The following is an 18,269-nucleotide window of genomic DNA, read 5'->3' on the forward strand; positions in this document are numbered from 1 at the left end:
CTGTACGACGAGGACCTGCCGACTCACCGAGCGAGATCTGCGCGCAGTCGCGGCTCGTCGACCTCCCAGTAGCTGTGCTCGCGTCCGTCGAGCAGAACGACGGGCAGACGGTCCCCGAATTCGGCCCTCAGATCGGGATCGGTTGCGGCAGCGACATCCACGTCGATGCAGGTGACCTCGACGCCGAGCTCCTCCGCGAGCGCCTCGAGCTGCTCGCGCGCAGGACCGCACGCACCGCACCCGGCGCGCACGAGAAGGGTCAGGTGATGACGGCTCGCGGAGCCGCTCGTTGCCGATGACGATTGCTCACTCATGCCTCCACTGTGCGGCACGACCTGTCGAGATGAACGTCACACCCCGTCACGGGGGCGACGGCCTCCCGGTGAGGGGCGGTGTCGCGGGCTAGGCTTGGCGCGGGTCGCCCGTGCATGCGGTCGCCATATGTGCGGCGCCCGGAAGTGCAGGGGTCACACGGGGCCCGCCCGTTTCGACAGCCCCGCCCGTTACGACACCGGAGGTGCGAGTGCCAGGACGTTCGTTTCCCTACGGATGGGGCATGGGTGAGACGTGGGCGAGCATCATCCGTCCCGGACGTCGGCTCTTCTCTCGCAAATTCGGACCCAGCGAGGAAGAGGTCCGCGCCAATCTCGCAGGTGAGGCGAGCGCCGATGCCGCCCTCGCGTTGCAGGAATCCCGCGTCGAACCCGAGCCCTCCCCCGATACCGCTCCCGTCCCGCGCGATCTGACCGCGGCGGCGTTCTTCGACGTCGACAACACGATGGTGCAGGGCGCGTCGATCATCCACTTCGCCCGCGGCCTCGTCGCCCGGAACTACTTCGACAAGTCCGACCTGTTCGAGTTCGCCTGGCAGCAGGTCAAGTTCCGCCTGACGGGCAAGGAGAACATGAACGACGTCGCGTCCGGTCGCGACAAGGCGCTGTCGTTCGTGCAGGGCCGCTCCACGGAGGAACTGCGCCGGCTCGGCGAGGAGATCTACGACGACATCATCGCCGACAAGATCTGGCCGGGCACCCGCGCGCTCGCGCAGATGCACCTGGACGCGGGCCAGCAGGTGTGGCTCGTGACCGCGACGCCGGTCGAACTGGCCGACGTCATCGCCGAACGCCTCGGCCTGACCGGTGCGCTCGGCACCGTCGCCGAGTCGAAGGACGGCGTCTTCACGGGCCGTCTCGTCGGCGACATCCTGCACGGTCTCGGCAAGGCGCACGCGGTGCGGGCCCTCGCGATCCGTGAGGGTCTGAATCTCAAGCGCTGCACGGCTTATTCGGACAGCCACAACGACGTGCCGATGCTCTCGGTGGTCGGCACGGCCGTCGCGATCAATCCCGATCCGGATCTACGGCAGGTCGCTCGCACACGCGGGTGGGAGATCCGCGACTTCCGGACGGCGCGCAAGGCCGCGAAGGTCGGGGTGCCGACGGCGCTCGGTCTCGGTGCCGCGGGTGGTGCTGTCGCGGTCCTCGTGGGTCGCCGCCGCGACCGAGCGGCTTGATTTTCGAGGTGCTCAGCCGAGGAAGACGTTCCGCCGGCGCGTGAGCAGTTTGTAGAGGGTCTGCTGGATCGTCTCGCGCACGTGGTCGGTGACCTCGAACAACACCATCGGATCCTCCGCCGAGGCCTCGTCGTACACGTCGGTGACGATGGGTGTGCCGAACTCGATGTACCACTTCGACGGCAGCGGCACGATCCCGAGCGGGCCGAGCGCCGGGAACAGCGGGGTGATCGGGAAGTAGGGCAGGCCGAGCAGGCGCGCGAGCGAGGTGAGGTCGGCGATGTTCGGGTAGATCTCCTCGGAGCCGACGATCGAGCACGGCACGATGGGCGCCTGGGTGCGCAGGGCCGCCGACACGAAACCGCCGCGGCCGAACCGCTGCAGTTTGTAACGCTCCTTGAACGGCTTGCCGAGTCCCTTGTACCCCTCGGGGAAGACCGCGACCACCTGGTCCTGCCGGAGGAGTCGTTCGGCGTCGGGATGGCACGCGAGGGTGTGGCCGGCCTTGCGCGTCACCGTCCCCACCACGGGCATACCGAAGGCGAGATCGGCGGCGAGCATCCGCAGGTGACGATCCGCGTGGTCGTGCACGGCGACGGAGGTCATCAGTGCGTCGACGGGGAGCGTGCCGGCGTGGTTGGCGACGACGAGTGCGCTGCCGTCGGCGGGGATGTTCTCGACGCCGCGGACCTCGACGCGGAACCACTTGTCGAACAGGGGTCGCAGCACCGGCAGGACGACGTTCTCGGTGAAGTGCGGGTCGAAGCCGAAGTCGTCGACTTCGTAGTCGCCGGTCATCCGGCGGCGCACGAACTCGGCGGTGGCGGTGACCTGTTGTGCGAGCGTGCCGCGCAGGTCGTCGAGGAATCGATCGGTGCGGTTCACCTGCTCGGGGGTGGGCGGTGGCCCCATCGACGGATGGGGTGTGCGTGTGACCCGTTCGCCGGGACGGCGGTTGCCGGCGTGCAACGGGATGACCTTCGCGACCTCCGTCATCGCGTCTCCCTCGTCTCTCCGAGCACGGAGAGCGCCATCGACTCGGCCTTGTCCACCCATTCGGTCTTCACGATGCGGGTGAGGGCGAGGCCCCGGGCGAAATCGTCGAGCGCTTCTCTCGTGGTCCAGCGTGGTTCGAATCCGAACTCGTTGCGCATGCGCGTGGTGTCGAGTCCGCATCCGAAATGGAAATAGTCGAGTTCTTCTTTGGTGAAGGAGTTCATCACGGAACCCATGAGTGCGTGCCCGACCGTGCGGAACAGCGCGTAGGGCATCGGCACGGTGACGCCACCGGCCCGGCGCACGGCCTGGGTCATCGTGACGATCCCCTCACCGGCGATGTTGTACGTCCCTGACGGTCCGGCGACGACCGCGTGTTCGAGCGCACCGAGCGCGTCCTCCTCGTGCAGCAACTGTAGTCGCGCGTCGCGGCCGAGCACGTTGGGGACGAGCGGGGAGGTGAGATAGCTCGACACCGAGCCGGGCAGCCGGTTCCCGACGGTGGGTGCGAACCGGAGGATGGTGGTCGCGATGTCGCTGCGCCGCCGGGCGACGCCGCGCAGATATCCCTCGACCTCTATCATGTCGCGGGCGAAGGCGCCCGTGGGCCGGCGGCGGGCGCTCATCTCCTCGGTGAACTTCGCGGGGTCCTTGGCACTCGATCCGTAGAGGACGGACGACGAGCGCAGCACGATCCTGCGCACCGAGGGTGCCTTCTGGCACACCGCGAACAGCTGCATCGCGCCGAGGACGTTCATGTCCTTCATCGCCGTGCGGCTCCCGGACTTCGGGGCCTTCGTGACGGCGGACGCGTGGACGACAGTGTCGACGTCCATGTTGCGGATGATCTTGCCGATGAGTGGGTTGCGGATGTCGGCGAGCACGAACTCGGCCCGCCCCATGCGCCGGAGCATGTCCTTCGACGGCGACTGGGTGTCGACGCCGATCACCCGCTCGATGTCGGGATTCTGGGCGAGCCTGGTGACGAGGAAACCACCCAGGAACCGACTTGCTCCGGTGACCAGCACGACTCGTGGACGTGCCACTTCGTGCCCCTGCGAAACCACTCGTGAAACCCCCTGCTGCCCCACACGCGTCATCGGTCACATTCGCCCCGACGCGGTATGCCGTCCCACAATACGGCCACTTCGCCGCCATCGCACGACTCGTGGGTGAACTTTCGTGTACCGGGATCCACAGACGAACGATGCCCGCCACCATGGAAGGTGACGGGCATCGGATAGGCGCAGGGCTTACTTGCCGAGTTTACGACGCTGCACTCGGGTGCGGCGGAGCAGCTTGCGGTGCTTCTTCTTCGACATGCGCTTACGGCGCTTCTTGATCACAGATCCCATGTGGGCATCCCTCACGTTCCTTGTAGCGTTCCTGCGCACGCCGGTGACGTACGCCTGATGTATGTCGACGCTGGGCCTCGTGGCGACGAGTAACAGCGCCTCACGACACCGGCTGGCCGGTACGACGACAAGCAATCCTACCGGGGCGGCCCACCCGGCGTGAAACCGAGGTCCGTCCCGGAACGCGACTTCCCTCGCGCACCGGATCCGTTCGTCGTACCGTCGTCCCCGACGATGCGCCGATCGTCCCTGTCCGACCTCTATCCGACGTCGAAGTACGACGTCTCGAGGTAGTCGTGGACGGCCTTCGCATGCACGCGGAACGAGCGTCCCACACGCACTGCGGGTAGTTCGCCACTGTGCACCAGCCTGTACACGGTCATCTTCGACACCCGCATGAGAGCTGCCACTTCGGCAACCGTCAGGAACTGGGTACCGGCGAGAACCGACTGTCCGTCTTGAGGTTGACCCTTCGACGGCGTGTTTCCTGAAACCATTACACACCTCCGGCACGCCCGCGCCGCCGGCTTCCCCTCCGGCGGAACAGACACGCACGTGCTGATTCGAGCTTAGCGTGACGAATGGTTCCTGTGCGACGATGCAGCTGGGGAATTTCCGGCGGGCGGCTGTTCGTCGCCACGCTACGCCCTACGGTGACGTCTGTCAGCGTTCCGCAGTGACACCTGTCAGTGCCTCGGGTGGATGCCCTGTCAGGCCGTCCCGGAGAGCCCCTCGCGGGCCGCAGGCGACGGCTGATCCGATGCCGCCCCGAGTTGCGCGGAACGGCGCTTCGCAGCGTCGAGCGCCTCGTAGAAGGCCGTACGCAGGCCTCCACGCTCGAGTTCGCGGATCGCGGCCGCCGTGGTGCCACCCGGCGAGGTGACCGCGGCGCGCAGGTCGGCAGCGTTGTCCCCCGAGCGCGTGAGCATCGCGGCCGAGCCGGTCATCGTCTGCACCACCAGATCGGTGGCCACCGCCCGCGTCAGGCCGAGCGAGACACCGGCGTCGATCATCGCCTCCGCGACGAGAAAGAAATATGCGGGCCCGGATCCGGAAACCGCGGTGACCGCGTCGATCTGCGCCTCCGGGACCACCGAGACCGTTCCCACGCTCGCGAGGATCTCGCGGACCGTGTCGAGATGCTGCTGCTTGACGTACCGACCGGCGGACAGCACGCTCGCGCCCTCCCCGACGAGAATCGGGGTGTTCGGCATCACGCGCACGACGGGGAAGCCGGCCGGGAGCTTGGTCTCGTAGCGGACCGTCGGGATGCCCGCGGCAAGCGACACCAGGATCTGCTCGTCGTCGTTCCCGGCGTCGACCGCCGCGAGGGCGGTGACGACGACGTCCACGTCGTTGGGCTTGACGGCCACGACCACCACGTCGGCGCCTTCCGCGGCGTCGGAGGTGCTGTCGGTGACCCGGATCGAGTAGGCCCGGGACAATTCCTCACGCCGTTCCTCGAACTTCTCGGCGACCACGAGATCCTTGGTCGCGAAGCCGTTCTTCAGCAGACCCGAGATCAGCGCCTCGCCGATCCTGCCGCCACCGATCACTGCGATTCTCGTCATGGGGACAGCCTGCCACGACCGTCCGTGCGGCCTACACCACGGTCACCGCCTGTCGGGACCTACCGCGTTCGGGCCTATCAGCGCGGCATCATGGCCAGCTGACGCGATTGCACGACCACCTGGCCGGTCGAGTCGACGACGGTGTGGTCCTCCTCGAACCAGGTGCTGCCGAGCACGCTGCTCTCGGCGATGACCCGCAGCCATCCCGGAGCCGGAACCCGCCGCAGATAGGCGGTGAGTTGCACCGTCGGCGCCCAGCCGAAACGGCCGAGGTTCATCGCGACGGGAGCCGACACGTCGCCGCACATGAGCGCGAACAGCACCGAGGTGTCGACGTCGGCCTCGTCGCCCGGCGACGGCCGCGTCCACATCGACACGAGCGGTTCGCCCTGCTGCCCGTCGAGGAAACGCGCGGTGGCGGAGTCGATCCGGAGGTGGGAGGTGGCGGCGAACTTCACGATCTGCCCCATGGGGTGCTCGGGGGTGACGAGCACCGACTCGGCCGGCGGGTCGGCGGGCATGGTGGTCGCGCGGTGCGGCACCGTGTGGAAGGGCTCCTCGGTATCCGGCGTGCCGAGGGTGACACTCGCCCGCACCGCCACACGCCCGGCCTGGGACAGTTCGACGTCCACAAGGGCGATCTGCTTGCCCTGCTTGCGTAGGACGGTGGTGAGTTCGACGTCGCCGGGGTCGGGCGCGGCGACGAACGAGGCACTCACGGCGAGGGGCTGGGTGAGCGGGTCGACGCCGGCGTCGAGCACCGACCTGCGCGCCGCGGACGCGCAGACCGCGAGCATGCATCCGCCGTGCACCTTGGGCCCGATGGTCCACACCGGATCGATGTGCGCCTGCCAGGCCGCCGTGCCATCCGGGTGCTCTCCCGGCACCCGGGTGACCGAGGTCAGGTCGAGGAAAGGCTGGTCGGTGAGGGTCACTGCTGCTCCTGGTCGTCGTTCGGGGCCGGATCGGCGCCGGTCGTGGGGGGTCCACCGGACCCGAACATGCGGGCGGCGAGATGCTGGTGGGCCAACCGGCGCATGGCCGTGAGGACCGGTTCGTACAGGGCGGTCCCGAGCACGGCCGCTTCCACGGTGGCTTCCCGGGAGTGCGTCGGCAGCAGTTCGAGGTCGAGTTCGGCGATGGCGCGGACGTGACGGCCGTAGGCGTCGATCCGGCGGTCGTCCATCCGCAGGCCGGCGGCTTCGAGTGCCGCGAGCGCGTGTTCGAGTTGCGCCACGGCCGCGAACCGTGGGTCGTAGACCTGGCCGAGGCGTTCGAGCAGGTGGCGGGCGCGGGGATAGCCGGGACCGGCCGAGTCCTCGACGTAGGGTGGCAGCGCGGCGATGGCGTGGCCGAGTTCGACGAAGAGGTCGTCGCGGGGATTGTCGACGAGATCCACGACGGTCTTGATCTTCTCGAGGGGCAGACCCTGCGCGGCGAGTGACCGGACCAGACCCAGGCGCCGCACGTGCCGGTCGTCGTAGGTCGCCGAGGTGACGCTCGTCGCCACGCCCGGCATGAGCAGCCCCTCGCGCAGGTAGTACTTCACCGTCGGCAGCGGTATGCCGCAACGCTCGGCGAGTTCCGAGATACGCACCGATCACCTCCGCTCCTCGACACCGGATACTACAACTATCCAGTATTGGATAGTTGTAGTATCCAGTCACGGAGTACCGGCCGAGGAGGCCCTCACGCGTCCGCTCGTGACCATCGTTCTCGGGAGCACCGTGCTCACCGTCGCAGGCATCGCCTTCGGAGGCACCTTCCTGCTACGCGTCGCCGCGGGCGGCGTACCCACCAACGACCTGCAGAAGACGTTCTTCCGTGCCGGTCACGCCCACGCTGGAGTACTCGTCACCCTCGGGTTGCTCATCGCCGTTCTCACGCACGTCGTGGGCGCATCACCCGGTTGGTCGGCGGCCGGCGCCATCCCCGTGCTCGTCGCCGCGATCCTGATCCCGGCAGGCTTCTTCCTGTCGGTGCTCGGGCCCGATCCGACGCGGCCCGGCCGGATGTTCGCGGCGGTCCGGCTCGGCGCCGTCTCCCTCACCGCGGGCGTGCTGATCTCAGGCGTCGCCGTGCTCGCCGCCGGAATCGCTGCCCTCTGAGGCGGGGACGCGCGCGATGTCCGTGTGCCGGGGACTCTCGGGGCCGGCGGTGATCGCGCGCGTCGCCGAGCGATCCAGGTGCGTGCGCGCGAAGGCCAGCGAACGCGCCAGCATCCCGGCGCGCTCCGCGCGCGTCCGTGCGCTCTGGGTGCTGATCTCGAGCACCACGTGCCCGCCGAAGTCGCTCGCGGCGAGCCGGCGGCACACGTCCGCACACGGCTGCGTGCCCGTTCCCGGGACGAGGTGTTCGTCGAGCGAGGAGCCCCGGCCGTCGGCGAGATGGAGGTGGGCGAGCCCCTCCCCCATCCGATCCGCGAGCGCGAGGGCGTCGGCCCCCGCGGTCGCGGTGTGCGACAGGTCGAGCGTGTAGTGCGCGAAACCGGTGTCGGTGGGGTCGAGCGACGGGCTGTAGGCCGAGACCGCGCGGCCGGGACCGCGCCGGCGCAGACGTTCGGCGCCGCGATCACGACCGCCGAAGACGACGTCGGCCCTCATCGGGTACATGTTCTCGACCGCGAGCACCACGTGGCTGTCGGCCTCGAGCGCCGCGACCTGGTCGGAGAATCCCTCCGCATAGCGACGCTGCCACCGGAAGGGCGGATGGACCACGACGGTCTCCGCACCGAGGATCTCGGCGACACGCACCGAACGGTCGAGCTTGGCGGCGGGATCGGATCCCCACACGCGCTGCGAGATCAGCAGACACGGCACGTGCACGGCGAGCACCGGCACGCCGTACTCGCGGACCAGACGCTCCACCGAGGTGGGGTCCTGGCTCACCGGTTCGGCCCACACCATCAGCTCGACCCCGTCGAAACCGAGATCGGCCGCGAAGCGGAACGCCGCTTCGGTGTTCTCCGGATAGACCGAAGCGGTGGACAGCCCTACCCGGATTCCCTGCGCGGTCGGCATCGGCTCACCCGGGCAGCAGGAACAACAGCGGCCCGAAGGCCACGAATGCTCCCACCGCGAGCGCGATGAGCTGACTCGTGATGTCGTCGGTGCGCCGCAGGACACGCACCAGCGCGACCAGGCCCACGATCACCAGCAGCGCGAGCGCGAAGGCGACCCACGGCATGAGGTCCCACAACCGCTCGAAGCCCTTGAAGAGCAATCCGCCCGCGACGATCGCGGCGACGCTCTCGCCGATCAGTAACGCCCATTGCTTGAGGCCACTGCCCTGCTCCGCGTCGGCGGACTCGTCGTCCGCACTCTTCCGTGCCGAGTCGTCGGCGGCGTCGGACGTCGCCTTCCCACCCTTGCCGCGGGACTTCCGCGACCGCGACGATGCCACTCCCTCCGAAGCGTCGGGCGCGGCACCCGCAGCACCGATGGTGTCGGTCGAGTCGTCGGCGTCGGAACCGGTGCCCTGCAGGTCGCTGGCGGGGCCGGACAGTAGTCGCGGTTCGGCGACGTCGGCCTTGCGCACCGACACCGCCGGGACGCTCGCCTTCTCGGACTTCTTGTCCGCCTTCTTGTCGGCGACCGCTGCTCCTTCACCGGACTGCGAGCCGGGCGCTGCCGCTCCGAGATGCGCCCGCGCGCGCCGGGGAAGCGCCTCGGGACGGATGACCTCGGTCGGCGACTCGATCTTGGGCGGCGCCGCCTTGGACGCTGCCTTCGTCGATGCGGCCGTCTTCGACACCGTGTCCGTCTTCGGCACTTCATCCGCGGCTGCAGGCACCTTCGCCGCCGGGCCGGACGGCGCCTTCGCAGTGGGTGGTGTTTTCGCGGCAGGCGGCGTCTTCGTGACGGCAGGCGTGCTCGTTCCGGTCTTCACCGGCGGCGTCTTCGTCTCGACGGCAACCCGCGGGGTCACGGTGGTCTTCTCGATGTCGGACAGCGCGAAGGTCGCCGCCTTCGGCGTCTCTAGCTTCGGGGTCTCGACCTTGCGTGGCGCCGGGACGGCCTTCGGCGGGGTCTCCGCCTCGACAGCAGCCGTCGAGGACGACGAATCCGCCTGCCCGGCAGCGCTTTCCGCATCGGTCGGGGTATTCCGCTCGACCTTGCTGTCTGCGCGGGTGATCGGGATCTCGCCCGTCAGTTCGGCGACGGAGATGCCGCCGCTCGCACCTCGTCGGCGTCGTCCCCCGGCCCGTGTTCCCACCTTCTGGCCGTTACGCGCCAACAGCTCGGCCACGGAGATCTGCCCCGTGTCGTTGCTGCGATTCTCGCTCATCCGGTTGCCACCACCAGTTCGCCACCCATATCCGTATCGAGCTTCCGAAGAATCAGGCCTTCGCGCAACGCCCACGGGCAGATCTGCAGCGTCTCCACTCCGAGGGCACGCATGCTCGCCTCCGCGACGAGGGCGCCGGCGACGAGTTGCTCGGACCGGTCCGAGCTGACGCCTTCGAGTTCTGCGCGGTCGGCCGTGGTCATCCGGGAGATGAATGCGATGAGCTGGCGCAGTCCGCTGGCCGTCAGGGTCCGTTGTACCCGCAGGCCGGCGGACGAGGGGGCCGCGCCGGTCAGGCGGGCGAGGGTCCGGAAGGTCTTGGAGGTGCCCACACACAGGTCGGGGTCGCCCGCGTTGCGGATGGCCTTCGCCGGCTCGGCGAGTTCGGCGTCGAGCCAGTCGCGCAGCGCCGAGATCCGGCGCTTGCCGGGCGGGTCCTCACGGAACCAGTCGCGGGTGAGCCGTCCCGCACCGAGCTGGAGCGAGTAGGCGATCTCGGGGTCCTCGTCGCCACCGAAGGTGAGCTCGAGCGAACCACCGCCGATGTCGAGGTCGAGGATGTTTCCGGCGCTCCAGCCGTACCAGCGGCGCACCGCGAGGAAGGTCAGCCGCGCCTCGTCCTCGCCGGAGAGCACGTCCAGCGACACCCCGGCCTCCCGGCGCACCCGCTCGAGGACGGCCTCGGAGTTGCCGGCGTCGCGCACCGCGGACGTCGCGAACGCCATGAGCTCGCCGCATCCCGAGGTGCGGGCGATGCTGGCGAATTCGGCGGCGGTCTCGACGAGCTGATCGGCGCCGTTGGAGGTGATGTCGCCGTTGTCGTCCATGTTCTCGGACAGCCGCAGCGTGGCCTTCGTCGAACTCATCGGCGTGGGGTGCCCACCACGATGGGCGTCCACCACCAACAGGTGAACGGTGTTGCTTCCGACGTCGAGTACCCCTAAGCGCACATCAATACGGTACTGGGTCTACCGTCGGGACCTGTGACAGCAGGTATGTCCCATGCCCCACACAAACTCGACCCGGCCCCGGAAGTCCCTCTCGACTTTCCTCGGGAATGGGTGGAGTTCACCGACCCCGACAACGACGAACACGTCATCGCCGCAGACATGACATGGCTGCTCTCGCGGTGGACCTGCGTGTTCGGCACTCCGGCGTGCCAGGGCATCATCGCCGAGCGACCCGACGACGGGTGCTGCTCGCACGGTGCGTTCCTGTCCGACGACGACGATCGCCAGAAGCTGGCGAAGGCAGTGAAACACCTCACGCCGGCCGATTGGCAGTTCATGGACAAGGGCCTGGGCAAGAAGGGCTACCTCGAAGAGGACGAGATCGACGACGAGCCCGCCCTGCGCACCCGCCGCTACAAGGGTGCGTGCATCTTCCTGAACCGTCCCGGATTCGAGGGCGGCCAGGGCTGTGCCCTCCACACCATGGCGTTGCGACGCGGCATCGAACCGCTCGAGATGAAGCCGGACGTGTGCTGGCAGCTCCCGATCCGCCGCACCCAGGACTGGGTCGAGCGTCCCGACGGCACCGAGATCCTGCGCACGGTCATCACCGAGTACGACCGACGCGGCTGGGGTGAGGGTGGGCACGACCTCGACTGGTACTGCTCGGGCTCTCCCGACGCGCACGTCGGCGAGCGTCCGGTCTGGCAGTCGTACGCCCCCGAGCTCACCGAACTCCTCGGTGCGGCGGCCTACGACGAGCTCGCGCGCCTGTGCCGGCGACGCCAGGGACTGGGTCTGATCGCGATCCATCCCGCGACGTCGGCAGCACAGGCGGGCTCCGATGCCGGCTCCGATCAGGCCTCGAGCTTGTAACCCAGACCGCGCACCGTCACGAGGTGACGCGGCTTGGCCGGATCCTCCTCGATCTTCGAGCGCAGACGCTTGACGTGGACGTCGAGGGTCTTGGTGTCGCCGACGTAGTCGGCGCCCCACACCCGGTCGATGAGCTGTCCGCGGGTGAGCACCCGCCCGGAGTTCCGCAGGAGATATTCGAGCAGGTCGAATTCCTTGAGCGGCATGGCAACCGGCTCACCGTTGACGTGTACGACGTGACGGTCGACGTCCATCCGCACGGGTCCGGCCTCGAGCAGTCCGTCGTCCGCCGCTACCTCGCTCTCGGTGTCGGCCCCGCGCCGCAGGACCGCACGGATCCGGGCGATGAGTTCACGCGCCGAGTACGGTTTGGTGACGTAGTCGTCGGCGCCGAGTTCGAGCCCGACGACCTTGTCGATCTCGCTGTCGCGAGCGGTGACCATGATGACCGGCACACCCGAGCGGGTCCGCAACTGCTTGCACACGTCGGTGCCGCTCATCCCGGGGAGCATCAGGTCGAGCAGGACGATGTCGGCGCCCTCCCGGTCGAACTCGGCGAGGGCCGAGGGGCCGTCGCCGGCGATGGTCGTCTCGAACCCCTCCTTCCGCAGCAGGAAGGCGAGCGGATCCGCCAACGATTCCTCGTCCTCGACGATCAGCACACGCGTCACGAGCTGGTCCTCCGTCTGTTTCTCGATATCCGTCCGCCCGGGAACCCGGGTGGGGTCTGCGTCACGATCCGACCACCTTCTCGGTGCGGTCGGCGGTGTGGTTCTCGTCGTCCTCGGCGTCCTCGACGTGGGCCGGGACGAGGAGGGTGAAGGTGGAGCCGGTACCGGGCTTGCTCCACAGGGTGATTTCGCCGTGATGGTTCGCAGCGACGTGCTTGACGATGGCCAGCCCGAGGCCGGTGCCTCCGGTGGCCCGCGACCGGGCCTTGTCGACGCGGAAGAAGCGCTCGAAGACCCGCTCCTGGTCCTCCTTGGCGATACCGATCCCCCGGTCGGTGACGGCCATAGCGACCTTGCCGTCGCGCAGCGACCTGCTGATGGTCACCGGTGAGCCGGCCGGGGAGTAGGCGATCGCGTTCTCGATGAGGTTGGTGAGGGCGCTGACGAGCAGCGTTCGGTCGCCAAGGATCTCGAGACCGCTCGGCCGGTCGGTGCTGATGGTGATCGAGGCGTTCTCGGCGGTCAGGCGCGTGCGGTCGAGAGCCTCGTCGACGACGTCGTCGACGTCCACGACCTCGAGATCGGGCAGTTTCTCGGCACCCTGGAGCTTCGAGAGGGCGATCAGTTCGGTCACCATGTTGCCGAGGCGCGTCGCCTCGCGTTGGACCCGTTCGCCGAAGTGGCGGACGGTCTCGGGATCGTCGACGGATTCGAGCAGCGCCTCCGCGAGCAACGCCATCGCGCCGACGGGGGTCTTCAGTTCGTGGCTGATGTTGGCCACGAAATCGCGCCGGGTGGCCTCCATGCGGACGTGCTCGGAGTCGTCGAAGGCGTAGAGCACGACGAAGCGCGGATCCTGGTCGAGCAGCAGCCGGACTGTGCAGCGCACCGCGACGGGCTCGCGGCCGAGCAATGCCTTCGCGCCCAGGTCGAGTTCGATCGGCTTCCTCTTCTCGAGCACCTGGCAGGCGGCCGCCCAGGCCCGGTCGTCGATCTGCCGGTTGCGGACGAGGCCGAGTTCCTCGGCGCGCGGGTTCGACAGGACGACGTCGTGGAACTTGTCGACCACCGCGATACCGGTCGACGCCCCGTGCACGACCCGGTCGAGCACGTCGAACATCGTGAGGTCGGCTTGGTCGCTACCGTGGGCCCGGCGCTGCACCAGCCTCCCGGCGGCGACGGTGACGATCCCGCCGAGGACCGCTGCGACCACGGCCAGCAACACGGCCTGCGTAACACTCACACTTCGAATCGTAATGACACCGGTACCCCACCGGACAGCGGGTCGACGGCATTTCCCGCACGTCACACCCCATTTTTCGGATGTTGGAGTGTTGTTCACCCTTTGTTCGCCCAGAACGGACCACTCTGCGACGGACCTGCACGAACGAACCGACCCCGTCACCGAACGGCAACGGGGTCGGATCTCGCTTCCGTGAGGCTGCTACTTGGCGCCCTGGTTCGCGACCGCCGCCGCACCGGCAGCTGCGGCCTCGGGGTCGAGATAGGTGCCACCCGGGTTCAGCGGGCGCAGGTTCTCGTCGAGGTCGTAGCGCAGCGGGATGCCCGTCGGAATGTTCAGGCCCGCGATGTCGTCGTCGGAGATCCCGTCGAGGTGCTTGACGAGCGCGCGCAACGAGTTGCCGTGCGCGGTGACGAGCACGGTCTTGCCCGCGAGCAGGTCCTGGGAGATCGTCGACTCCCAGTACGGGATCAAACGGGCGACGACGTCCTTCAGGCACTCCGTGAGGGGAACCTCGTCGACGTCGGCGTAGCGCGGGTCGGCGTCCTGGCTGTACTTCGAACCCGGCTCGATCGGCGGCGGCGGGGTGTCGTAGCTGCGACGCCACAGCATGAACTGCTCCTCGCCGAACTCGTCCTTGATCTCGGACTTGTTCTTGCCCTGGAGCGCGCCGTAGTGGCGTTCGTTGAGACGCCAGTCGCGGATGACGGGGATCCAGTGCCGGTCGGCGGCGTCGAGCGCGAAGTTGGCGGTGCTGATCGCGCGGCGCAGCAGGGAGGTGTAGGAGACGTCGGGAAGCACATTGTGCTCGGCGAGGAGGGCACCGGCCCGCTTGCCCTCGGCGATCCCCTTGTCGGTCAGATGCACGTCCACCCAGCCGGTGAACAGGTTCATCGCATTCCATTCGCTCTCGCCGTGGCGGAGCAGAACAAGTGTTCCGATAGTCATGACCCAATCCTGACATGCACGGATGGGGATTTCGCCACGGGCGCCCCCGATCGTGGGCCATATCTGACAATGTACGTTGCCAGGAACGCGGGAGTCGGCGCCGCGCACCACAGTTCGTCGTCACCGACACACACGGGATTCGATGTCACACCGGGGTCCGCAGCCACACCGGGGTCCGCAGCCCGACGGACGCATGTCCCGCCGCACCGTCCTCACCGCCCTCGGCGCGCTCGGGGCCGCAGCCCTGCCGGTCACGGCGGGCGCACAGCCGAGCCGCCGCGCACCGGCGGTGCACTCCGGCGGACGCCGGTTCGCGATCCTCGGCGGCGGGATGGCCGGACCGGCCGCCGCGCACGAGTTGATCGAACGCGGCTTCGAGGTCACCGTCTTCGAGCCGACCGCGCTCGGCGGCAAGGCGCGCAGCACCCCCTCCCCCGGCACCGCGGCAGGCGGCCGCCTCGATCTGCCCGGTGAACACGGCTTCCGCTTCTTCCCCGGCTTCTACCAGCACATCCCCGACACGATGCGACGGATCCCGTTCCCCGGAAACCCGAACGGCGTGTTCGACAAACTCGTTGCGGGACACGGCTTCCGGATGGCGATCCCCGGCGCGCCCGACCTCACCGCCCCGGCCTCCATCGCACCGTTGCGCTTCGATATCTACGACCCGCTGAGTCTGCAGGAGAGCCTGACGGCGGCCTTCTCCCTCGGCGGCTCGATCCCACCGCACGAGCTCGCGGTCTTCATGCGCAAACTCGTCATGTTCCTCACCAGCAGCCTCGAACGTCGCGACGGCCAGTGGGAACACGAGACGTGGGCGCAGACCCTCGAGGCCGACGGCAAGTCGAAGGGATACCGCGAGATCCTCGTCTCCGCACTGACGCGACAGCTCGTCTCCGCACTGACGCGACAGCTCGTCGCGGCGATGCCGGCCGAACGCGCCGTCTCGCTGTGGCGCGGCGACTTCCCTCAACGGTACGGCGACGGTTCGGCGCACGACTGCCTGTCGGTGGACATCTCCGACTGGGACACCCCCGGCATCCTCTACGGCAGAACCGCCAGGCAGTGCACGCCGGAGGAGATCGCCCGCGAGGTGTGGGCGCAGATGTCGGCCTGCCTCGAGGACGGGACGGGCGCGATCGACGAGAACGACATCGCCTCGTGGTTCCTCGATCCCGGCGTGACGTGGGGAGCCGGTGGCGCCACCAACGACACCCGCTGCTCATCAACACCGCGGGGTCGCTCGCGAACCGGCCCGAGGCACACACCGCGATCCCGAACCTGTTCCTCGCGGGCGACTACGTCCGCAACGACATCGACCTCGCGACGATGGAGAGCGCGAACGAATCGGCGCGGGCGGCGGTGGGTGCGTTGCTCCAGACTGCGGGCTCCCCCGCCGCACCGCCGGCACTGTACAAGTTGCACGAACCGCCCGAACTGGAACCCTTGCGGCGCATCAACGCCGACCGGTACCGAGCGGGACAACCACACATGCTCGCCTGATCGGGCAGGGTCCTCCACGGCCCGAGAGGTCGAGGCCCGGCGGTTCCGTAGCAGGGGCCGGACAGCGGCATCCCCGGGAGACACACGATCTCCCGGGGATCCACACGTCGCCGGTGCGCCCGTCAGGCGTTCAGGGCGCGCAGATCCTTCCGAAGAATCTTGCCCGCAGAGGATTTCGGCACCGTGTCGATGAACTCGACCTGGCGGACCTTCTTGTGCGGCGCGACCCGCGCGGCCACGAAGTCGATGACCTCGTCCTCGTCGATCGTCGAATCCGGCTGCCGGACGACGAAGGCCTTCGGAACCTCCTCGCCCTCGGCGTCACGGACGCCGATCACCGCGGCGTCGGCGATCTGCGGGTGCGTGAGCAGCAGAGCCTCGAGCTCGGCCGGCGGCACCTGGTAGCCCTTGTACTTGATGAGTTCCTTGAGCCTGTCGACGATCCGGACGGCACCCTTCCCGTCGACCGTGGCGATGTCGCCGGTGTGGAGGAAGCCGTCCTCGTCGAGGGTGTCGGCCGTGGCCTCGGGATTGCCGAGATAACCGACCATGACGTTCGGTCCCTTGCACCACAGTTCGCCGGGCGCCGAAACGCCGTCGCCGGTGGGATATTCGACTTCCTCGCCGGTGGCGGGATCGACGATCTTGCATTCCATGTTCGCGATCGTCGGTCCCACCGAATCGAGTTCGGTCTCGTTGTCCTCGAAGGGAATTGCGTGCGACACGGGAGACATCTCCGACATGCCGTATCCCTGCCGGACGTTGCAGCCCAAGCGCTTCGCGACCGATCCGGCGAGTTCCTTGTCGAGCGGTGCAGCACCGGAGAAGACCGTGTGCACGCTCGACAGATCGTACTGGTCGACGAGGGGGTGCTTGGCGAGCGCGACAGCGACCGGCGGCGCGATGAACACGTACGTGCACTTGTGTTCCGAGATGTAGGTGAGGAAGTCGACGAGGTCGAACTTCGGCATCGTCACCAGCGACGCGCGGTTGTACAGCGCGGCGTTCAGCAGCACCGTCATGCCGTAGATGTGGAAGAACGGCAGCAGTGCGAGCACGCGGTCGTCGGCGGCGATACCCATCCGCGGGGTGATCTGGCAGACGTTCGCGACGAGATTGCGGTGCGTGAGCATCACGCCCTTGGGCCGGCCGGTCGTGCCCGAGGAGTACGGCAGTACCGCGAGGTGGGTGGCCGGATCGAACTCGACGGCGGGAGCCGGTGAACCCTCGGTGAGCACGTCGCGCAGGGACGGATGGCCCTCGGCGCCGTCGAGCACGAAGAGCAACTCGTCGGGGATCCCGGCGGCCGCGGCGGCCTCCTTCGCCTGCGGCAGGAACGGGGACACCGTGAACAGTGCCACGGCCCCCGAGTCGTCGAGTTGCTTCGAAATCTCCCCGGCTGTGTAGAGGGCGTTGATCGTGGTCGCGGTGGCGCCGGACCTCAGGATGCCGTGGAAGACCGAGGCGAAGGCCGGCACGTTGGGTGCGAGCAGCCCGACGACCTTCCCCACACCGATGCCCCGGGCGGCCAGCGCTCCGGCGACGGCGTCGATGTGGGCCACGAGCGTGCGGTAGTCCGTCACGGTGCCGGACGCGCCGTCGATGAGCGCGGGTCGATCGAGCTCGGACTCGTCGAGCGAACCGAACAGGAAGTCGTAGACACTCGATGCCGGGATGTCGACGTCGGGAAAGGGACTGCGGAAACTCATTACTCATCCTCCGAGCATTCTGCTGGCACGCCGTGCCGACTTTCGGTCGAGTCCACACTACCGCAGCGGTTGTGAAGCCCGTCACACGCGCTGTGTGAGGATTGCGAGGATACCGTTCCCGGCGCGGTTCGCCTGCCGGAGAGCACGAACCCCGCGTGCGACGGATCGCACGCGAGGTTCGGAAGCTGCTGGAGCTGCGCTCACGATGTCGTGTGAGCTGCGCTCCCTACGCCCGAGGGCGCTGCGGTCAGAGGTACTGACCGCAGACCGGCCATGCACCGACGCCCTGTCCGGCGAGGACGTTCTCGGCGACGCGGATCTGCTCCTCGCGCGAGGCGTTGTTCGCGGTTCCCGAGCCACCGTAGGCCTCCCAGGTGCTCTGCGAGAACTGCAGACCGCCGTAGTAGCCGTTACCGGTGTTGATCGCCCAGTTTCCACCGCTCTCGCACTGTGCGACGGCATCCCAGTTGCCGGATGCGGCGTTGGCGGTACCGGCACCCAGAGCGAACGGGGTCGCAACGAGTGCAGTGGAGGCAGCGAGGGTGCCCAGGGCGCGCTTGATCGTGAACTTTGCCATGTGGATGAATCCTTTCCGGCTGCTTGCGAGGCCCCCGACGCAATGGGTCCGCCACATGTGGGCTGGACGG

General features: G+C 68.4%; 20 protein-coding genes. 4 read left to right on the top strand and 16 right to left on the bottom strand.

The window, feature by feature from the left end:
- Nucleotides 1–23 precede the first annotated feature (23 nt).
- Nucleotides 24–314, bottom strand: a complete 291-nt coding sequence (locus KXC42_RS18195) for a glutaredoxin family protein (protein ID WP_006552340.1) — start codon at nucleotides 312–314, stop codon at nucleotides 24–26.
- 242 nt (nucleotides 315–556) lie between these two features.
- On the opposite strand from KXC42_RS18195, the gene KXC42_RS18200 reads away from it, so the two are divergent.
- Entirely contained in the window at nucleotides 557–1,513 is a 957-nt protein-coding gene (locus KXC42_RS18200) for an HAD family phosphatase (RefSeq protein ID WP_006552341.1), read from the top strand.
- A 12-nt stretch (nucleotides 1,514–1,525) separates the two neighbouring features.
- On the opposite strand, the gene KXC42_RS18205 is transcribed toward KXC42_RS18200, so the two are convergent.
- The 7 genes from KXC42_RS18205 to KXC42_RS18235 all read right to left on the bottom strand — a co-directional run bounded on the left by KXC42_RS18205 (nucleotide 1,526) and on the right by KXC42_RS18235 (nucleotide 7,032).
- Entirely contained in the window at nucleotides 1,526–2,509 is a 984-nt protein-coding gene (locus KXC42_RS18205) for a lysophospholipid acyltransferase family protein (RefSeq protein ID WP_064061978.1), read from the bottom strand.
- Complete coding sequence (locus tag KXC42_RS18210; protein WP_121208889.1) at nucleotides 2,506–3,537, bottom strand: NAD-dependent epimerase/dehydratase family protein; 1,032 nt, start codon at nucleotides 3,535–3,537, stop codon at nucleotides 2,506–2,508. The genes KXC42_RS18205 and KXC42_RS18210 overlap by 4 nt, the downstream gene beginning before the upstream one ends.
- A 225-nt stretch (nucleotides 3,538–3,762) precedes the next feature.
- Complete coding sequence (locus KXC42_RS18215) at nucleotides 3,763–3,864, bottom strand: 30S ribosomal protein bS22 (protein ID WP_003402602.1); 102 nt, start codon at nucleotides 3,862–3,864, stop codon at nucleotides 3,763–3,765.
- Between the two features lie 260 nt (nucleotides 3,865–4,124).
- Nucleotides 4,125–4,361 carry a helix-turn-helix domain-containing protein gene (locus tag KXC42_RS18220; RefSeq protein ID WP_006552345.1) on the bottom strand — a complete coding sequence of 79 codons (237 nt, stop codon included), beginning with the start codon at nucleotides 4,359–4,361 and terminating at the stop codon, nucleotides 4,125–4,127.
- Between the two features lie 213 nt (nucleotides 4,362–4,574).
- A complete protein-coding gene (gene proC / locus KXC42_RS18225; protein ID WP_039958125.1) occupies nucleotides 4,575–5,435 on the bottom strand; it encodes a pyrroline-5-carboxylate reductase in 861 nt (286 codons plus the stop codon).
- Between the two features lie 77 nt (nucleotides 5,436–5,512).
- Entirely contained in the window at nucleotides 5,513–6,370 is an 858-nt protein-coding gene (locus tag KXC42_RS18230) for a thioesterase family protein (protein ID WP_071935532.1), read from the bottom strand.
- Nucleotides 6,367–7,032, bottom strand: a complete 666-nt coding sequence (locus tag KXC42_RS18235; RefSeq protein WP_006552348.1) for a MerR family transcriptional regulator — start codon at nucleotides 7,030–7,032, stop codon at nucleotides 6,367–6,369. The genes KXC42_RS18230 and KXC42_RS18235 overlap by 4 nt, the downstream gene beginning before the upstream one ends.
- Before the next feature lie 106 nt (nucleotides 7,033–7,138).
- On the opposite strand from KXC42_RS18235, the gene KXC42_RS18240 reads away from it, so the two are divergent.
- The gene (locus KXC42_RS18240) at nucleotides 7,139–7,543 is read left to right on the top strand and encodes a hypothetical protein (RefSeq protein WP_257605848.1); all 405 of its coding nucleotides are present in this window, start codon (nucleotides 7,139–7,141) and stop codon (nucleotides 7,541–7,543) included.
- Here the strand turns inward: KXC42_RS18240 and KXC42_RS18245 are convergent.
- The 3 genes from KXC42_RS18245 to KXC42_RS18255 are packed head-to-tail and all read right to left on the bottom strand — an operon-like array spanning nucleotide 7,502 to nucleotide 10,672.
- Nucleotides 7,502–8,455, bottom strand: a complete 954-nt coding sequence (locus KXC42_RS18245; protein WP_019291195.1) for a sugar phosphate isomerase/epimerase — start codon at nucleotides 8,453–8,455, stop codon at nucleotides 7,502–7,504. The two genes, KXC42_RS18240 and KXC42_RS18245, sit on opposite strands and share 42 nt — an antisense overlap.
- Before the next feature lie 4 nt (nucleotides 8,456–8,459).
- On the bottom strand, nucleotides 8,460–9,722 hold the full coding sequence (locus KXC42_RS18250; RefSeq protein ID WP_219129344.1) for a hypothetical protein: 1,263 nt from the start codon (nucleotides 9,720–9,722) through the stop codon (nucleotides 8,460–8,462).
- Nucleotides 9,719–10,672, bottom strand: coding sequence for a Ppx/GppA phosphatase family protein (locus KXC42_RS18255; RefSeq protein ID WP_082920950.1), 954 nt, complete (start codon nucleotides 10,670–10,672; stop codon nucleotides 9,719–9,721). Before KXC42_RS18255 ends, KXC42_RS18250 begins: the two co-directional genes overlap by 4 nt.
- A gap of 45 nt (nucleotides 10,673–10,717) precedes the next feature.
- Between KXC42_RS18255 and KXC42_RS18260 the strand changes: the two genes are divergently transcribed.
- On the top strand, nucleotides 10,718–11,548 hold the full coding sequence (locus KXC42_RS18260) for a hypothetical protein (RefSeq protein ID WP_024101732.1): 831 nt from the start codon (nucleotides 10,718–10,720) through the stop codon (nucleotides 11,546–11,548).
- Here KXC42_RS18260 and KXC42_RS18265 read toward each other — a convergent pair.
- From KXC42_RS18265 to KXC42_RS18275, 3 genes are all read right to left on the bottom strand, one after another.
- Nucleotides 11,530–12,219, bottom strand: coding sequence for a response regulator transcription factor (locus KXC42_RS18265; protein ID WP_006552355.1), 690 nt, complete (start codon nucleotides 12,217–12,219; stop codon nucleotides 11,530–11,532). The genes KXC42_RS18260 and KXC42_RS18265 overlap by 19 nt on opposite strands.
- Before the next feature lie 61 nt (nucleotides 12,220–12,280).
- Nucleotides 12,281–13,462, bottom strand: coding sequence for a cell wall metabolism sensor histidine kinase WalK (locus KXC42_RS18270; RefSeq protein WP_024101733.1), 1,182 nt, complete (start codon nucleotides 13,460–13,462; stop codon nucleotides 12,281–12,283).
- A gap of 201 nt (nucleotides 13,463–13,663) precedes the next feature.
- On the bottom strand, nucleotides 13,664–14,410 hold the full coding sequence (locus tag KXC42_RS18275) for a phosphoglyceromutase (RefSeq protein ID WP_019291191.1): 747 nt from the start codon (nucleotides 14,408–14,410) through the stop codon (nucleotides 13,664–13,666).
- A 193-nt stretch (nucleotides 14,411–14,603) separates the two neighbouring features.
- Here KXC42_RS18275 and KXC42_RS18280 point away from each other — a divergent pair, with 193 nt between their 5' ends.
- Nucleotides 14,604–16,106 (top strand): NAD(P)-binding protein, encoded by a 1,503-nt coding sequence (locus KXC42_RS18280; protein ID WP_373922161.1) that lies wholly within the window; start codon nucleotides 14,604–14,606, stop codon nucleotides 16,104–16,106.
- Here the strand turns inward: KXC42_RS18280 and KXC42_RS18285 are convergent.
- Both KXC42_RS18285 and KXC42_RS18290 read right to left on the bottom strand, forming a co-directional pair.
- The gene (locus tag KXC42_RS18285; RefSeq protein ID WP_006552359.1) at nucleotides 16,036–17,622 is read right to left on the bottom strand and encodes an AMP-binding protein; all 1,587 of its coding nucleotides are present in this window, start codon (nucleotides 17,620–17,622) and stop codon (nucleotides 16,036–16,038) included. The genes KXC42_RS18280 and KXC42_RS18285 overlap by 71 nt on opposite strands.
- 247 nt (nucleotides 17,623–17,869) lie before the next feature.
- Nucleotides 17,870–18,199 (bottom strand): transglycosylase family protein, encoded by a 330-nt coding sequence (locus KXC42_RS18290; RefSeq protein ID WP_006552360.1) that lies wholly within the window; start codon nucleotides 18,197–18,199, stop codon nucleotides 17,870–17,872.
- Nucleotides 18,200–18,269: the final 70 nt, after the last annotated feature.

It is taken from the genome of Rhodococcus sp. LW-XY12 (assembly GCF_019317345.1).
Classification (GTDB): domain Bacteria; phylum Actinomycetota; class Actinomycetes; order Mycobacteriales; family Mycobacteriaceae; genus Rhodococcus; species Rhodococcus pyridinivorans.